11 protein-coding genes are annotated in these 16941 nt (G+C 70.2%); 5 read left to right on the top strand and 6 right to left on the bottom strand.

Annotation, left to right across the window (positions count from 1 at the left end):
- Positions 1 to 5 precede the first annotated feature (5 nt).
- The 5 genes from C4V41_RS40815 to C4V41_RS40835 form a co-directional block, all read right to left on the bottom strand.
- Positions 6 to 1856, bottom strand: a complete 1851-nt coding sequence (locus tag C4V41_RS40815) for an albusnodin/ikarugamycin family macrolactam cyclase (RefSeq protein ID WP_160150560.1) — start codon at positions 1854 to 1856, stop codon at positions 6 to 8.
- Between the two features lie 81 nt (positions 1857 to 1937).
- Positions 1938 to 2051 carry a lasso RiPP family leader peptide-containing protein gene (locus C4V41_RS40820; protein ID WP_103961376.1) on the bottom strand — a complete coding sequence of 38 codons (114 nt, stop codon included), beginning with the start codon at positions 2049 to 2051 and terminating at the stop codon, positions 1938 to 1940.
- A gap of 313 nt (positions 2052 to 2364) precedes the next feature.
- The gene (locus tag C4V41_RS40825) at positions 2365 to 4059 is read right to left on the bottom strand and encodes a DEAD/DEAH box helicase (protein ID WP_103961377.1); all 1695 of its coding nucleotides are present in this window, start codon (positions 4057 to 4059) and stop codon (positions 2365 to 2367) included.
- A 223-nt stretch (positions 4060 to 4282) separates the two neighbouring features.
- Positions 4283 to 4621, bottom strand: a complete 339-nt coding sequence (locus tag C4V41_RS40830; protein WP_103961378.1) for a histone-like nucleoid-structuring protein Lsr2 — start codon at positions 4619 to 4621, stop codon at positions 4283 to 4285.
- 698 nt (positions 4622 to 5319) lie between these two features.
- Positions 5320 to 6501, bottom strand: coding sequence for a cytochrome P450 (locus C4V41_RS40835; RefSeq protein ID WP_103961379.1), 1182 nt, complete (start codon positions 6499 to 6501; stop codon positions 5320 to 5322).
- 350 nt (positions 6502 to 6851) lie between these two features.
- Here C4V41_RS40835 and C4V41_RS40840 point away from each other — a divergent pair, with 350 nt between their 5' ends.
- The 3 genes from C4V41_RS40840 to C4V41_RS40850 all read left to right on the top strand — a co-directional run bounded on the left by C4V41_RS40840 (position 6852) and on the right by C4V41_RS40850 (position 13270).
- Complete coding sequence (locus C4V41_RS40840) at positions 6852 to 8753, top strand: amino acid transporter (protein WP_103961433.1); 1902 nt, start codon at positions 6852 to 6854, stop codon at positions 8751 to 8753.
- Positions 8754 to 8826: 73 nt separating this feature from the next.
- A complete protein-coding gene (locus C4V41_RS40845; protein WP_103961380.1) occupies positions 8827 to 9810 on the top strand; it encodes a DUF1838 family protein in 984 nt (327 codons plus the stop codon).
- Positions 9811 to 9928: 118 nt separating this feature from the next.
- Positions 9929 to 13270 carry a S8 family serine peptidase gene (locus tag C4V41_RS40850; RefSeq protein WP_235030693.1) on the top strand — a complete coding sequence of 1114 codons (3342 nt, stop codon included), beginning with the start codon at positions 9929 to 9931 and terminating at the stop codon, positions 13268 to 13270.
- Here C4V41_RS40850 and C4V41_RS40855 read toward each other — a convergent pair.
- A complete protein-coding gene (locus tag C4V41_RS40855; RefSeq protein WP_103961435.1) occupies positions 13264 to 14454 on the bottom strand; it encodes an MFS transporter in 1191 nt (396 codons plus the stop codon). The genes C4V41_RS40850 and C4V41_RS40855 overlap by 7 nt on opposite strands.
- Before the next feature lie 198 nt (positions 14455 to 14652).
- On the opposite strand from C4V41_RS40855, the gene C4V41_RS40860 reads away from it, so the two are divergent.
- Both C4V41_RS40860 and C4V41_RS40865 read left to right on the top strand, forming a co-directional pair.
- Positions 14653 to 15822 carry a glycerophosphodiester phosphodiesterase gene (locus C4V41_RS40860; RefSeq protein ID WP_235030694.1) on the top strand — a complete coding sequence of 390 codons (1170 nt, stop codon included), beginning with the start codon at positions 14653 to 14655 and terminating at the stop codon, positions 15820 to 15822.
- A gap of 138 nt (positions 15823 to 15960) precedes the next feature.
- Positions 15961 to 16935 (top strand): C40 family peptidase, encoded by a 975-nt coding sequence (locus C4V41_RS40865; protein WP_235030695.1) that lies wholly within the window; start codon positions 15961 to 15963, stop codon positions 16933 to 16935.
- Positions 16936 to 16941: the final 6 nt, after the last annotated feature.

A 16941-nucleotide genomic window follows, 5' to 3' on the forward strand; every position in this document is an offset into this window, starting at 1 on the left:
GATCTTCAGCTCCAGAAATCCACGCTCTGGTCCCGCAGGGCGCGAAGCCAGACCTCCATGCCGACGATTCCGTTGACCAGCCACGAGTTCATGGGCAGCCCGAGGCGCATCCGGTTCAGGGCGGCGGCGAGCCGGGCGCCGTCGACCAGGCCCAGTTCCACGACCCGGGCGCCGGAGACGAGGTCGAGGACGCGGTCCATGTTGTGCGCGAGCCCGGCGTAGATGTCGGCGTTGTAGTCGCCCTTGGTCGAGCGGTCGAAGGGGTGGTGCGGGAACTCGGCGGCGAGGGCGTCGCGCAGCAGCGGTTTGGCGGCGAACGGGCTGCCCCGGTAGGCGATCCGGCTCGCGAGACACGCCTCGATGACCGCCGCGTCCAGGAAGGGGTAGTGGACGGAGACGCCGTTCGCCTGGGCCGCCTCGCGCAGCGTCTGGCAGATCCGGCCGATGAACCAGATCTCGACGATCGAGCCGTGCTGTCCCGGGGTGTCGGCGTACGGCTCGGCCCGCGCCGCCAGGGCGCCGACCTCCTCGCTCAGCGCCAGCCGGGCCTCCGGCGTGAACCAGTCGGCGCTCTGCGAGGGCAGCGACCAGCCGACGTACGACCGCTGGCGGTGCGCGGGGCTCAGCCAGTCGACGGGGTCGCGCAGCGCCTCGCGCTGACCGGCCACCCAGCGGCGGTACGGCCGCGCGCCGAGCCCGGCGGCGGTCGCGAACAGGTGCAGCGTGGAGAAGCTCTTGACCTGCGCCCAGCCCCGGGCCTGGGCCAGCGCCGTACGGAGTTCGCGCCGCCTGATCAGGTCGGCCAGATAGCCGAGCGGCGGCACGAGGACGGCGTCGCCGCCCTCACCGTCGAGGTGCATGTCGGACCCGGCGGCCCGCGCCACCTCCATGACCGTGCGGAACCTGCCGTAGGAGTAGGCGAACAGCGCGGGCTCGCCGGTGAGGGGCACGGCGTCGAGGTCGCTGAAGTGGCGCGGGAACAGCTCGGCGGGCAGGAACGTGCTGTCGATGTTGGGGTGCCCGGCGGCGGCCCGGCGCGCGAGGGCGAGGTCGTCGTCGGATCCGTTGGCGGCGCTGCCGTAGGTCACGGTGGTCAGGGAACGCCCGTCGGCGGCCAGGCGGCGCGCGGCGAGCAGGGTGAGGGCCGTGGAGTCCATGCCCCCGCTGAGGTCGGCGGTGGGCTGCCGGCTCCCGTCGGCCCGCGCCTCGACGGCGTGCGTGAGCCGCTCGCGCAGCAGCCGGGCCGCCTCGCCGGGCTCCGTCTCGGGGCCGGGCGGCCGCCAGTACGGCAGGCAGCGCACCGTGCCGCCGCCGATTTCGAGGTAGCCGCCGGCCGGCACCCGGCGGACCTCGCGGAACGGGGAGCGCTCGGCCAGGAGGTCGGGCAGCCACGGGCACATGAGGCTGCCGGTGAACCAGCCGAGGTCGAGGTCGCTCTCCTCCAGCCAGGCAAGGGGCAGCGTGGAGTTGGCGAACCAGCAAGTGTCCCCCAGGCGCCGGTAGTAGATCGCCCGCTGGCCGGACACGTCGGAGTAGGCCCGTAAACGGCCCGGTTCGCGTATCAGGAGGTTGAAGTCTCCGGGTGCCGAGGTGAGCAGGTCCTCGTGGCGCCCCGACCTGAGCACTTCGGCGGCTTTCCTGCGGAGTACGGCGGGACCCGAGATCCAGTCGCCCAGCACGACGAGATCGCCGGCCGTCCACACCTGCCGGGCCGGCCATTGCGAGCCCAGCCAGAGCCTCGACGGCCCGTTCCAGACGACTTTCCCGGCCCGCGGCCCGCGAACGGGCGGCGGTTCATTTGTTATCGGCGCGCACCCGACGAACCAGCGATCGGCCGGCTCCCGCACTCTTTCCACGAGACGATTCCTCACCGAAGCGTGAATGAAGGGGGGTCTGGCCGGTCGTTCATTCATGCGTTGACCGGCCAGACGCGGCGTCTACCAGTAGTAGGCGCCCTTGTCCGCGGTGTCGCAGCAGTTACCGCTCAGGGTCAACTCCACTGCGTCGCCCAACTTGAACAGCATCGGCGGTTCGTACTTGCGTTTCTCCATTTTCCACCTCCCTTGCAGCTAGACAGCCTTGTGGAACGCGCGCCGGCAGACGGGCGCGCGCGAATCAGGTGGATTTTCGACGAGGGGAATTACTCGTCAGAAGAGGCTGGAGAGGTCTCGTATGACCAAGTGGACAGCATCAACCTTCTGGGGACGCATGCACATATGTCGAGACTTATAGATCTCGGCCCGCGAGTCAACCCCGAAGTCGCACGCAATTTCGAACGTGACGCGTTGGGGCGATGAGAAAAGAAGGAACTCCTGTGAAAGAAGCAATTCTCATGGGCGGGCCGGGACAATGGGAAACGGTTTGTCAGCGGGGACGCCTGGTATGCGTCTCACGCTCGCGGCGGACGGTCGGCCGCCTGCCCTTGATGGTGGCCCGCCGGAGTGCGGCGATCACCTCGTCGGCCGCGGAGTCGGGCACCTCCACCAGCGAGAACCGCTCGGCGATCTCGATCGCGCCGATGTCGCGCCCGCTCAGCCGCGACTCGCCGGCGATCGCCCCGACGAGGTCCTGCGGCCGGATGCCCGCGCTGCGCCCGACGTTGAAGAAGAGCCGGGCCATACCGCCGGCCGGGCCGCGCCCGTAGCGCTGGCCGTCCGGGCGGCCGTCCCGCTGCCCGCCGCGCTTGTCCACGGTGCGCGGCGAGATCTCGGGGATCTCCTCCTCGTCCAGCGCTCCCCCGCTGGACTCGTGCGCCAGCTTGACGGCGGCGAGCGCCACCTCCATGAGGTCGAACTCGTCGGCGAGCGACTCGACCACGACGCGGAACGGCTCCAGGTCGTCCTGGAGCAGGCATTCCTCCAGCGCGGCCCGGGTCAGCTCCATCCGGCGCGCCCGCAGGTCGGCGACGGTCGGCAGCCTCTCCACCGAGATGCGCTGCTTGGTCACCCGCTCGATCGACTTGAGCATGCGGTGCTCGCGCGGCTCCACCAGCGTCAGGGCCACGCCCTCGCGACCGGCGCGGCCCACGCGCCCGATGCGGTGCACGTACGCCTCGGGCGCGGACGGGACGTTGTAGTTGACGACGTGGGTGAGCTGCTCGATGTCGAGACCTCGCGCCGCCACGTCGGTCGCGACCAGCAGATCGGCGGTCCCGGCCCGCAGCCGCGCCATCACCCGGTCGCGCTGCTCCTGCTCCATCCCGCCGTGCAGCGCCTCGGCGCGGTAGCCGCGCCCGTTCATGGCCTCGGTGAGCTGGTCGACCTCCTCGCGGGTGCGGCAGAAGATGATCGCGGCCGTCGGCGCCTCGATGTCGAGCAGCCGGCCCAGCGCGGCGGGCTTGTGCGACCTGGCCACCAGGTAGGCGGTCTGCTCCACCAGTGGCGTGGCCTCGCGCCCCTCGGCCGCCGCGTGCCCCATCTCGATGCGCACCGGGTCGCGCAGATGGCGGCGGGCGATGCCGTCGATGCGCGGCGGCAGTGTCGCGGAGAACAGCACGGTCTGGCGCTCCTCGGGGGTCGCCGCCAGGATCTCCTCGATGTCGTCGGCGAAGCCCATGTCGAGCATCTCGTCGGCCTCGTCGAGCACGACGGTGCGCAGATCGCGCAGGTCGAGCGTGCCCCGCCCGATGTGGTCGAGGGCCCGCCCCGGTGTCGCCACCACGATGTCGACCCCGCGCTTGAGCGCCTGCAACTGGCGGACGATGGGCGCGCCGCCGTAGATGGGCAGAACGCGGGTGCCGAGTGTGCGGCCGTAGCGGTGGAACGCCTCCGAGACCTGCACGGCCAGCTCACGCGTGGGCACGAGGATCAGCGCCACCGGCCCGCCGCCGTCACCGGGTGGTGGCATGCGCTGCAGCACGGGCAGGGCGAACGCCGCGGTCTTGCCCGTGCCCGTCGCCGCCTGCCCGAGCAGGTCACGGCCCTCGACCAAGGGCGGGATCGCCTCACCCTGGATCGGGGTGGGCTCTTCGTAGCCCAGCGCGGACAGCACGTCCAGGAGCTCGGATCGGAGCCCCAGATCGGCGAAAGTGGTATCGCCGTCGTTCTCATTCACGGTCATGGCCGACTCCTCACGAACTCCCACATCAAACGTCACAGCTCTACCCTTGCAGAGGATGTGGGAACGTCAGGCCGTGCCCTCCTCGGCCCGGGGCGCGAAGCGCCGTCCGGCGACCCTTTTCGAGCCCGCCGGGCAGGTAGTGGTGGGCGCGCACTCCATTGTGCTCTCGCCCGTCTGGCGGGACCGCGTGATTCGCCGCCAGTTCATGATGTGCCGGCGTCGCTCAGTGAGCGGCTTCGTACTGCTCCACGACGGTGGCGGCGATCCGGCCGCGCTCGCTGACGGGCAGGCCCTGGGCCTTGGCCCACCGCCTGATCTCGGTGGCCTTGTCGCGGGTCACGGTGTGACCCGAGCCGGCGCCGCGACGCCCGCGGACGACCCGGTCGGCCCGGACCGCGCGCGCCTTGGTGATGAAGGGAGCGAGAGCCTTCTCCAGCTTCTCCCTGTTCGAGCCCGAGAGGTCGATCTCGTAGCTCGTGCCGTCGAGAGCGAACCTCGTGGTCCCCTCGGCGTCACGGCCATCGATGTCATCGATAAAGGACTCAACAATACGCTTTGCCATAAGGGTGCTCCAATTACGTCACTGTTCCAGGTACTGTAGCCGTCTTCAGCAGACCGTGCACCTCTAAGAGCCTTGTGCCCGGACAAAGGAACTCCCGGCCCGCACTTGGACTATCACACCTTCAGCCCATGCGGCCCGGTTTTCGCGGTCGCCGAAGCCGCCTTCCATGGGCGATGAGCTCAGCCCATGGCCAGGCAGCGAACATCATAGAAGCTCGCCCGCGCGCAACGCATCCCCCTGGGACCGGCCGGAGATCGCCGCCACCCTTGGGCGCCAGTCATTTGCCATCGACAATGGCGATGAATCGGCGGTGTTGAAGGCTGATTCAGTGCTCAGGGCCTGGAGTTCCACGTTGATGACGTGGTGGTCCTCGGGCTCGCCGGCACACCAAGCGGCGAGCGTTCAGCGCCGAACGCCCGCCGTCTTGTGTGGGTTCCCGCGAAGGTGCCGGGAGTCAGGAGTTGCAGCCGCAACCACATCCACTGGCGCATGAGCAGGATGATCCGTGGCCGCATGAGCAGGATTTCGTGCTGTTTGCCGTCATGTCTAATAAGTTCCGCGGAGTGGCGCCGGCCGAACTCGCCGGGAAGCGACAAAGCCCCTTCCCCTACGGATGTGACATCAGACATGGCCGACACAGGCGCGGCACTGCCAATGCGCGGGCCTACTTCCGATAAGGCCGTTCTCCAATGCGATACTCACCAGGCCACTGGAAGGCCGTACACGCCATAGACGTCCAGGCCGTCGCGCATCGGCACCTCTTCCGGCGCCACGGCCAGGCGGAGATCCGGAAAGCGGGTGACCAGGGCGGGCAGTGCCGCGCGCATCTCGACGCGGGCCAGCTGCTGGCCGAGACACTGGTGGACGCCGTGGCCGAAGGCGACGTGCCCGGTGGCGTCCCTGGTCAGGTCGAGGACGTCGGGGTCCGGGAAGCGCTCCGGGTCGCGGTTGGCGGCCTGTACGGAGAGCGCGACGCTCTCACCCGCCCTGATCGATCGACCGCCCAGTTCGAGGTCCTCCAGCGCGGTCCGGCCGCCGGTGTGGGCGATGCTCAGGAACCGCATCAGCTCCTCCACGGCCTTGGGCGCGAGGCCCGGATCCGCGCGCAGCAGGGCGAGCTGGCCGGGGTGCTCCAGCAGCGCGAAGGTGCCCAGCGCGATCATGTTGGTGGTGGTGTCGAGCCCGGCGCCGAGCAGGAAGCCGCCGAGGTTGCCCAGCTCCTCGTCGGTCAGGTCGGTGCCGGTCAGGTCGCTGAGCAGGTCGTCGGTGGGGTGGGCGCGCTTGTCGGACACCAGCTTGCGGATGTAGGCGGCGAGCGCGTCGTAGGCGGCGAACTGCTCCGCCGGGGTCGCGTTCGCCTCGCCCATCGTGGCCGCCATGCTCTGGAACTCCGCGCGGTCGGCGTAGGGGACGCCGAGCAGCTCGCAGATCATCATCGCGGGCACCGGCCGGGCGAACGCCTCCACCAGGTCGGCGCCGGGGCCGGCCGCCTCCATCGCGTCGAGGTGCTCCACGGTGAGGGCCTCGGCCCGCTCGGCGAGCAGGTTCATCCGCCGGACGGTGAACTTGCCGGCCAGCAGTCTGCGGTAGCGGGTGTGCTCCGGGGCGTCGACCCCGCCCAGGTCGCCGGGCTGCGCGGGCGGCAGTTCGCCGGCGTCGGCCAGGACGTAGTGCTGCAGTTCGTTGCGGGAGCTGAAGCGGGGGTCGGCGAGGACGGCGCGGACCAGGCCGTGGCTGAGGGCCAGCCAGCCCACGTGGCCGTCGGGGAAGACCAGGCGCCACAGCGGCTGCTCGGCGCGGAGCCGGGCCAGCTCGGCGGGCGGGTCGAACGGACGGCCCGCCGGACGAACGCCGGGAAGGGCGGCCAAGGGCTCGGTCATGTCGGCTCCTTCGAATAGGAACGTCGTACACTGAACGCGAACAACGTACGCAAGGAGAACGATGTGCGCAACACTCGTCGCGCGAGAACCGACCTGACCGCCGGTGATGGACCCGGAAGGAGACCACCGCTGTTGCGCCCTGCCGAAGCGGAAGACGATGCCACCTTTCCCTTCCACATCGAGAACAGGGCCGTGGGCATTCGGGAGTCCTACGTGGCCGTTCGCCCAAATATTGACGTTTTCTTGACGCCATGATCGCGCTGATCAGCCTTTACCCCTCACTAGTGTCTTCGTCTTGACGCCCGCTTGACGGAAGGACCCAGGTGACCGAGGTGGACCAGCGTGCGGCGATGCCGACGACACCGCTGCGGCGGTGGCTGCTCAAGGGTCTGCAGGGCCCTGAGGGCGCGGCGAACCAGCCCGCGCCAGAGGAGGCCTCGGGTCACCAGCACAAGTGGTGGCAGGTCATGTGCCTGACGGGCGTGGACTACTTCTCCACCCTCGGCTACCAGCCGGGCATCGCCGCGCTGGCCGCCGGCGCGCTCAGCCCGGTGGCGACGCTGCTGCTGGTCGCGCTGACGCTGTTCGGCGCCCTGCCGACCTACCGGGCGGTGGCGGAGCAGAGCCCGCACGGGCTGGGGTCGCTGTCGATGCTGGAGAAGCTGCTGCCCGGCTGGCGGGGCAAGCTGCTGGTGTTGTTCCTGCTCGGGTTCGTGGCCACCGCCTTCATCGTCACGATCACCCTGTCGGCGGCGGACGCGACCGCGCACATCCTGCACAACCCCTTCGTCCCGCAGTCCTGGGAGCATCTCCAGGTCCCGGTCACGCTGGTGCTGATCGCGGCGCTCGGCGGGGTGTTCCTGGCCGGCTTCAGCGAGGCCATCTCCATCGCGGTCGTCCTGGTCGCCGTCTTCCTCCTGCTCAACGTGGTCGTGGTGGGCACCGCCGTGCAGCAGGTGCTCGCCCACCCCGAGCGGGTGACCGGCTGGCAGAACACGCTCAACTCCGACTACTCCAGCCCGATCGCGATGGTGGCCGTCGCCCTGTACGTGATGCCGAAGCTCGCCCTGGGCCTGTCCGGCTTCGAGACCGGCGTGGCCGTCATGCCGCTGATCAAGGGCGAGCCGGCCGAGCGGATCAAGGGCGCCCGCAAGCTGCTCACCACCGCCGCGCTGATCATGAGCGTCTTCCTGCTCACCTCCAGCGTCGCGACCACCGTGCTGATCCCGGCCGAGGAGTTCGCCGAGGGCGGCTCGGCCAACGGCCGCGCCCTGGCCTACCTGGCCCACCTCTATCTGGGCGACTGGTTCGGCACCGCGTACGACCTGTCCACCATCGCCATCCTGTGGTTCGCCGGCGCCTCCGCCCTGGCGGGGCTGCTCAACATCGTGCCGCGCTACCTGCCCCGCTACGGCATGGCCCCCGACTGGACCCGCGCCATCCGCCCCATGGTGCTGGTCTTCACCGGCATCGCCTTCCTCATCACCGTGGTCTTCGACGCCGAGGTCGAGACCCAGGGCGGCGCGTACGCCACCGGCGTCCTGGCCCTGATCCTGTCGGCCGCCATCGCGGTCACCCTGTCCGCCTGGACCAGGGGCCTCGTCAAGGCCGCCGTCTTCTTCGGGGTCGTCACGCTGATCTTCGCGTACGCCACCGTCGCCAACATCATCGAACGGCCCGACGGCCTCGTGATCTCCCTGCTGTTCGTGCTGGCCATCGTGGTCATCTCGCTCATCTCCCGCGCCACCCGCTCCACCGAGCTGCGGGTCACCCACATCAGCCTGGACGACTGCGCCCAGCGCTTCATCAACGAGGCCGGCGAGATCATCCTCATCGCCAACGAGCCCCACGGCCGCGACGCCAGGGAGTACATCGACAAGGCCCGCGAAGCCTGGGAGCTGCACCGCCTGCGCACGAGTGAGGGCCTGCTCTTCCTGGAGGTCACCATCCCCGACGCCTCCGAGTTCGCCGGTGAGCTGCGCGTGACGGGTGAGGAGCGCCACGGCTTCCGCGTCCTGCGCATGCAGAGCACCACCATCGCCAACGCCATCGCCGCCCTGCTGCTGCACCTGCGCGACCGGACCGGCAAGACGCCGCACGTGTACTTCCATTGGGCCGCCGAGGGCAACCCGATCGGCGCCCTGCTGCGTTACCTGGTCTTCGGCGGCGGCGACGTACCACCGCTGACCAGGGAGGTTCTCCGCCAGGCCGAGCCGAACCCCGATCGCAGGCCCATCGTGCATGTCGGCTGATGAGATCGAGTGGACAGCGCCGCCGGTGACATGATCACATGGGCTCCCCGTCCCTACCGTGCGGAGCACAACCATGTTCAAACGCAGCCTGACCAGGTCAGTTGCCCTTGTCACCCTCTTCCTGAGCGTCACCGCCCCGGCGGCGGCGGTGGCGGACGACGCGCCGGCCGACCCGACGCTTCCAGGACCGGTGTACAAGACGGTCACAGACAAGAACGGGCAGCTCTCCCTCCAGACGTTCGGACGCCCTGACGGCAAGGACATGGTGTTCCGGATCTCCGGCAGCGTGTACGCCAACGTCGAGGGCAACAGCCTCGACCCGGCGTTACGTCACGGCCAGAAGCTGTTCAACATCGAGGGCTACAACATCCGCCGCCTCTACCGGGTGCCGGAGACCACGCAGCTCTACCAGTTGTCCCGCGAGATCGTCTTCTACACCGACCCCGCCGACCCGACGCGCGTCGTGCGGGAGTGGAAGAACCCGATCGACCAGAAGACCTATCCGGTCATCCCCATCAACAACGACACGGTGAACTTCGGCCCGTTCAACGTCACCTCGTCGTACGTGGGCCCGCCGGTCCGCCAGCTCCACGACGAGAGCGTGTGGACCAGCGACATCCCGGTGCGCACAGACTTCGGCACGACGCTCGGCGAGCGGTTCGGGCTGGTGAACGGCGTGTACGCGGCCCAGGAGATGTTCGACTTCTTCGTGGACAACCGCGAGGTGGCGGCCCGTACCGGCACCGGGATGGTGCCCTCGGGGGCGATGAAGACGAAGATCGGCTGGGCGCGGACGAGCCCGTGGACGCCGTTCATGTGCCTGTCCGAGACCGACGTGCGCGGGCAGCTCACCTACCACGCCCGTAGCTGGTCGCTGGGCTCGTACGCCGAGATCGAGCCGTGGCTGCGCGCCGAGGTCGAGGCGAATCACCCGCTGTACAAGAGCACGCCCAGCGCCCCTGGGCCGAGCGAGAACTCCTGGACCTCCTTCTACAACAAGCAGCTGGGCAAGGGCGCCACCACGTGGGCCGCCTGGTGCGCCGCCAACGGGCGCTGACACGAGGGGACCGGCCGGCCTGACCGCTGGCCGGTTTTTGACATTCCGGCGGGGTTCTCGGCCCGCGGATCGCTGCTTACACTCCGGTTCGCGCAGCCCCCTCTGCCAGGAGGTCCTTGTGTCATCTCCCTCGTTCTCACCCCGCTTACGACGGCTGACGGCGGTGGCCGCCGGGCTCGTCGTCGTGATCGCCATGAGCCCGGTCGCGGCGCGGGCCACACCGGCGCCGCCGACACCGCCGCCCGCCAAGTGGCGGGCCACTCCCCTCACCGGTGCCGAGCTGGTCGACGGCGCGAAGTCGCCCACGGGCAGGCTCGCCAGGAGCGATCCGGCGCTGTTGCGCGTCACCTCGCCCGCGCCGATCAACGTCGTGGTCAAGCTGGACTACGACTCGCTCGCCGCCTACCAGGGCGGGCTGCCCGGCCTGCCCGCCACCAGCCCCGCCGTCACCGGCCGGGCCCTGGACACCAGGAGCCCGGAGGCCAGGCGGTACGGCCGGCACATCAAGCAGATCGAGGACGCCTTCGTGGCCGAGCTGGCCGGGAAGGTGCCGGGAGCCGTGGTGGGCCAGCGGATCAGCACCGTGTACGGCGGTATCGCGCTCCGGATCCCGGGCAACAAGGTGGCCGAGGTGCTGAGGCTGCCCGGCGCGGTCGCCGTACAGGAGGACAGGCCGCAGCGGTTGCTGACCGACTCCAGCCCGCGCTTCATCGGCGCACCCACCCTTTACGGCCGGCTCGGCGGCAGTGACACCGCCGGCAAGGGCGTGATCGTGGGCGTGCTGGACAGCGGCGCCTGGCCCGAGCACCCCTCCTTCGCGAACCGGCCGGGCCTGCCCGCGCCGGGGCCGACCAAGGACGGCACGCCCCGGGTGTGCGACTTCGGCGACAACCCGCTGACCCCGGCCAGTGATCCCTTCACCTGCACCAACAAGCTGGTCGGCGGGCAGCCGTTCCTGGAGACCTACAACGAGGTCTTCGGCGGCGAGGTCTATCCGGACAGCGCCCGCGACTCCAACGGGCACGGCACCCACACGGCCTCCACCTCGGCGGGCGGCCCGGTGGCCGACGCGAACCCGCTGGGCATCGGCCGCGGCCCGATCCACGGCATCGCGCCCGGCGCCGGGGTCTCGGTGTACAAGGTGTGCGGCGCGCAGGGCTGCTTCCCCTCCGACTCGGCGCAGGCCGTGGCGCGGGCGATCCTCGACGGTGTCCGCGTCGTCAACTTCTCCATCTCCGGTGGTTCCGACCCCTACAGTGACCCGGTCGAGCTGGCCTTCCTGGACGCGTACGCGGCGGGCGTGCTGGTCTCGGCGTCGGCGGGCAACTCCGGGCCCGGCGCCGGCACCACCGATCACCGAAGCCCGTGGGTGACCACGGTGGCCGCCTCCTCGCAGGCCAGGACGTTCCAGTCGACGATCACGCTGTCCAGCGTCACGGGGACGGCGACGATCAAGGGCGCCTCGATCACGGCGGGCCTCCCCTCGCCGCTGCCCGTCGTGCCGGCGTCGGCGCCGCCGTACAACAACGCGGCGTGCACCGTCCCGGCGCCGCCGGGGATCTTCACCGGGAAGATCGTCGCCTGCGAGCGCACCCCGAACCGGGTGCTGAAGAGCTTCAACGTCCGGCAGGGCGGCGCGGCCGGGATGATCCTCTACAACAGCTTCGCGTTCGACGTCTTCACCGACGCCCACTGGATTCCGTCGGTGCACCTCGACAAGCCCGAGACCGACACCCTGATGGCCTTCCTCGCCTCCAACCCGGGCGCCACGGCGTCGTTCACGCAGGGGACGAAGGCGGCCTGGCAGGGCGACGTGATCACGCACTTCTCCTCGCGCGGCCCCGGCGGGGACTTCCTCAAACCGGACGTCACCGCGCCCGGCCAGCACATCATGGCCGGCATGACGCCCACCCCCGAGTCGCCGCTGGAAGGACCGCCCGGCAACCTCTACCAGGTCATCTCGGGCACCTCGATGTCGGCGCCGCACGTGACGGGCTCGGCGGCGCTGCTGTTCGCCCTGCATCCCACCTGGACGCCCGGCCAGGTCAAGTCGGCGCTGGAGACCACGGCCAAGACCACGGTCACCAAGCAGGACAGGACCACGCCGGCCGACCCGTTCGACATGGGCGGCGGGCGCATCGACCTGACCAAGGCCGGTGACCCCGGGCTGACGCTGGACGAGAGCGCGGCCGACTTCGTCGCCTCGGCGGCCGACCCGCTCAACCGGATCGACCTCAACCTGCCCTCGGTGAACGCGCCGACCATGCCGGGCATCATCACCGCCAAGCGCACGGTCACCAACACCACCGGCTCACGGCTCACCTTCACGGCCACCGCCACGGCCGCGAGCGGCGCCGCGATCACGGTGCTGCCGCCGCTGTTCAGCGTCGCGGCCGGCCGCAGCGCCGATCTGAGCGTGGTGATCACCGCGCCGGAACTGCCCGACGGGCAGTACTTCGGGCAGGTCAACCTCAAGCAGGTCGGCGGCCCCCGCGCGCTGCACCTGCCGGTCGCGTTCTTCCGCCAGGAGGGCGCGGTGCCGGTCGACCAGACCTGTGAGCCGTCCGCCATCCCGCGCGACACCGGTGAGTCCACCTGTACGGTCACCGTGCGGAACACCACCGCGCAGGACGCGGACGTGACCGCGTTGTCCACGCTCGACGGCCGCCTGCGCCTGAACGGCGTCACCGGCGCGACCAGGGTCGGCACCCAGATCGCGACCGCCAGGGCGACGCTGGCCGCCACGCAGCCCGCCCGGCCGACGATCGCGCCCGGCGCCGGGCCCGCGGGCTATCTCCCGCTGGACGCGTTCGGGGTCACGCCGATCCCGATCGGGGACGAGCAGGCGGTGAACTTCACCCTGCCCGCCTTCGTGTTCGCCGGCCGGACCTACACCAGGATCGGGGTGACCTCCAACGGGTACAGCGTGGTCGGTGGCGCCGTCGCGGACGACATCTCGCCGGTCCCGCAGACGCTGCCCGACCCGGCCCGGCCGAACGGCGTGCTGGCGACGTACTGGACCGACCTCGACGGCACCGGCGCGCCGGGCGTCTTCGCCACGATCCTGACCGACGGGGTCAGCGACTGGCTGGTGGTCGAATGGCGGCTGAACGTCTTCGGCACCACCGATCTCAAGGTCTTCCAGCAGTGGATCGGGCTCAACGGCGCGGAGGACATCAGCTACGCCTACGACCCGGCCAACCGGCCCGGCTCACCGCCCGCCGGCCTCGGCCTGACCGTGGGGGCCGAGAACGAGCTGGGCACGGGCGGTGACCAGATCACCGGGCCGCCGGTGGAGGACCTGGTCGTCACGAGTGCGCCGGCGGTGCCGGGCGGCAGCATGACGTACACGATGAAGATCAAGGGGGTGACCGCCGGGGCCGGCAAGGTCACGACGGCCACCTCGACGCCTCAGGTGAAGGGGATAACGGTCGAAGTGGACACGATCACCGTTCAGTGACGGTCCTCGGCGGGGAGGCGGGAGATCAGCCAGGTGACCGCCAGGGCGGCGGCGCACATGCCGGACAGGGCCCACAGGCCGGCGTCGAAGGAGCCGGTCGCGTCCTTGAAGGCGCCCAGCCCGAACGAGAACGTCACCCCGCCGAGGTTGGCGCAGAAGTTGCTGAAGCCGGTGACGAGGCCGGTGTTCGCGGTGCCGACGTACTGCAGCGGCACCGCGAACAGCGGCCCGAAGTAGAGCTGGAGGAAGATCGAGTTAACGGCGATCACCGCGATCAGCGCCGGGAGGGAGTCGACCAGCGGGATCAGGAAGATCGTGACGGCCAGCACGCCGAGTGAGACGCCGACGACGGCCAGCGGGCGGCCGAGGCGGTCGGAGACCCAGCCGCCGAGGAAGTTCGACGGGGCGGTGAGCGCCGCGCCGATGGCGACGACGGCGCCCGCCACGGCGAGGGAGTAGCCCTTGTCCTCGACGATGAGGCTCGGCAGCCAGAACGCGATCCCGGTGACCACGGCCAGGCGGACGAACTGGATGAACCCGGCCAGCCACACGGCCCGGTGCGACAGGAGCTCGCGGGCGTCGGCCCAGGTGGGCGGCTTGGCGCCGGTCTTGGGCGGGGCCGGGTCGCCGAGCTTGGCGAAGGCGAGCAGGACGAGCATGCCGCTGGCGGCGAACAGGATCATCAGCCAGCGCCAGCCGAGCGGGCCGACCAGCGCCGGGCCGAGGGCGTTGAGCAGGATGTTGGAGGAGAAGCCGCCGGCCACGTACAGGCCCATGGCGGTGGCCCGGCGGTCGGGCCGGAACTGGCGGCTGATCAGCATGAGGCCCGGGGCGAAGACCAGCGCGCGGAAGATGCCGGAGATCGCCTGGTTGGCGACGAGCCAGCCGTAGGAGTCCAGCAGGGCGAAGCTGAGCGAGAGCAGGTTGGTGCCGACGAGCCCGGCCACGAACAGGCGCTTGGGGTCGAACCGGTCCGACAGGTAGCCGGACGGGATCTGCATGAGCGCGTACGTGAACGTGCCGGCGGCGGCCAGCAGCCCGGCCTGCGACGGGCTGATGCCGATGTCCTCGCGGATGAGCGGCAGGAACAGGGCGATGCCGCCGAAGGCCAGGGCCTGCATGCTCTGGCACACGACGATCAGCGTGGCGTTGAGGCCCCGTTTCCGCGTGGACGCCGCCGTCATGGTCATGAAATGTGCCTCTCGCGCAAAAGGTGAAGCATATTCAGCAGTGTCCGCCTTGCGATGAACCGGGGCGGCACATCGCTTTCGTCACCCGAAATTTCGCCATTATTGGCCTAAAAGGGTATTTCGGTCCTTACCATAATGGCCGCGGTGATCACCGGTGAGAGTCTCCGGTGCAACTGCCGCAAGGAGCCCCACGTGCGGAAGATCGCAGCCACCACCCTCGCCCTCCTCACCCCCTTCGCCGCAGCCGGCGCCGCGCCGGCCGCGGCGACAGCCGTGTCAGCCGTGTCCGTGCCCGACCGGTCCCAGGTCGTCATCGTCGGTCACCGCGGCTCGGCGGGGCACCGCCCCGAGCACACGCAGGGCTCCTACGAGCTGGCCGTGGCCATGGGCGCCGACTGGATCGAGCCCGACCTCGTACCGACCAAGGACCACGTGCTGGTCGTCCGGCACGAGAACGAGATCTCCGGCACCACCGACGTGTCGCTGCGGCCCGAGTTCGCCGCGCGTAGGACCACCAAGGTCGTCGACGGGCGCGATGTGACCGGCTGGTTCACCGAGGACTTCACCCTCGCCGAGCTGAAGACGCTGCGCGCGGTCGAGCGGCTGCCCGCCGTCCGCCAGCGCAACACCGTCTACAACGGCTACTACCAGGTGCTCACCTTCCAGGAGGTGCTCGACCTGGCCAAGGGGCTCTCGCGCCGGTACGGCAGGCAGGTCGGCGTCTTCCCCGAGACCAAGCACCCCACCTATTTCAGGTCGATCGGGCTGCCGCTGGAGGAGCCGCTGATCGAGACCGTCAAGCGCAACGGGCTCAACCGCCCGGGCGGCTCGGTGGTGGTGCAGTCGTTCGAGCCGTCCAGCCTGAAGCGGGTGGCCAAGGAGCTGCGCGTGCCTCTGTGGCAGGCGCTGGGCACGACCGGGCGGCCGTACGACCTGACGGCGGCCGGTGACCCGACGACCTACGCGGACATGATGAAGCCCGAGGGGCTGGCGAAGATCGCCGAGTACGCGCGGTGGATCGGGCCGGACAAGTCCTCGGTGATCCCGATCAATCCGGACGGCGGCTCGGGCACCCCGACGACGCTGGTGGCCGACGCGCACCGGGCCCGGCTGAAGATCGGCGTGTACACCTTCCGCAGCGAGAACCAGTATCTGCCGCTGCAACTGCGCCGCGGCCAGCTCCCGGCGGAGCACGGGGACGCGCTGGCCGAGTATCGTGCGCACCTGGACCTGGGCGTGGACGCCTTCGTCACCGACTATCCCGACACCGCCGCCCTGGCGAAGGCGGAGCTGGGCGGGCCGCGCGAGCACGTGCAGCCGAAGCAGTTCGACAACGGCCTGCCGGAAGAGGGCCGGGAGTAGCCCAGCGCCACCGGTAACTACTACGAATAGTAAGCCTCCTCGCCTGTCCAGAAATGCTGGGAAAAGGGCAAAGGACCCCCGATCTTCTGTACTATTTCGCCCGGGGTTCCGCACTTACGAGGAGGCATCGTAGTGGTCGTGTTGGCCAGGCTCGGGCGTACGACGGTCGCCGCTTCGCTGGCCTTGGCCGTGCTGGCCGCCAACCCTGGCGCCGCCCTCGCCGACCCGCGCCTGCCCAAGGTCAGGGCCAAGCTGGTGAAGCTGAACGAGCGGGCCGACGAGTTGGTCGAGAAGTACAACCAGGCCACAGAAGCGTACAAGTCGGCGAAGAAGAAGTACGACACCCTCAACGCCGAGCTCGGCCGCAAGGACGCCCAGGCGGACGCCCTGCGCAAGGAGCTCGTCGCGGTGGCGGTCGACGGCTACCAGTACGGCCCGGTGTCGGGCTGGCAGCGGTTCGCCTTCGAGGGCAGCCCGGAGGTGACGCTGGGCAGCATGGCCTCCCTCGAACAGATGACGCGGGTGCGGGCCGCCAAGATCGCCGCCTATGAGGCCGCCACCAAGGACCTGCGCGACCGGCGTACCGCGGCCAAGGGCGCCCTGGCGGAGGCCGACGGCGCGCGCGACAAGGTACGCGGCGAGAAGACGAAGGTGGAGAAGCTGGTCGGCGAGCAGACCAAGCTTCTCCGCCGGCTGAACGCCTTCAAGAGCGGCGACCCCAGCAGCCCGGGCATGGTCTACTCGGGCCCGGCCTCCGGCAACGCCCGCCGCGCGCTGCAGTTCGCCTTCGCCCAGATCGGCAAGCCGTACCGGTTCGGCGGCACGGGGCCGGGCTCCTACGACTGCTCCGGCCTGACCCAGGCCGCCTGGCGGACCGGCGGGGTGTCACTGCCCAGGACCACCTGGACCCAGTGGTCCTGGGGCGCGGCCCGCCAGGTGCCCCTGACCGACTTACAGCCGGGTGACCTGCTGTTCAGCAAGGGGCTGGGGCACATGGGCATGTACGCGGGCAACGGCAAGATGGTGCACGCGCCCCAGACCGGCGACGTCGTCAAAGTCGTCGACCTCGACGACTACTGGCGTACCCGCCTGCTCGGCGCGGTCCGCCCCTGACGGCGT

The organism is Nonomuraea solani (assembly GCF_900108335.1).
Classification (GTDB): domain Bacteria; phylum Actinomycetota; class Actinomycetes; order Streptosporangiales; family Streptosporangiaceae; genus Nonomuraea; species Nonomuraea solani.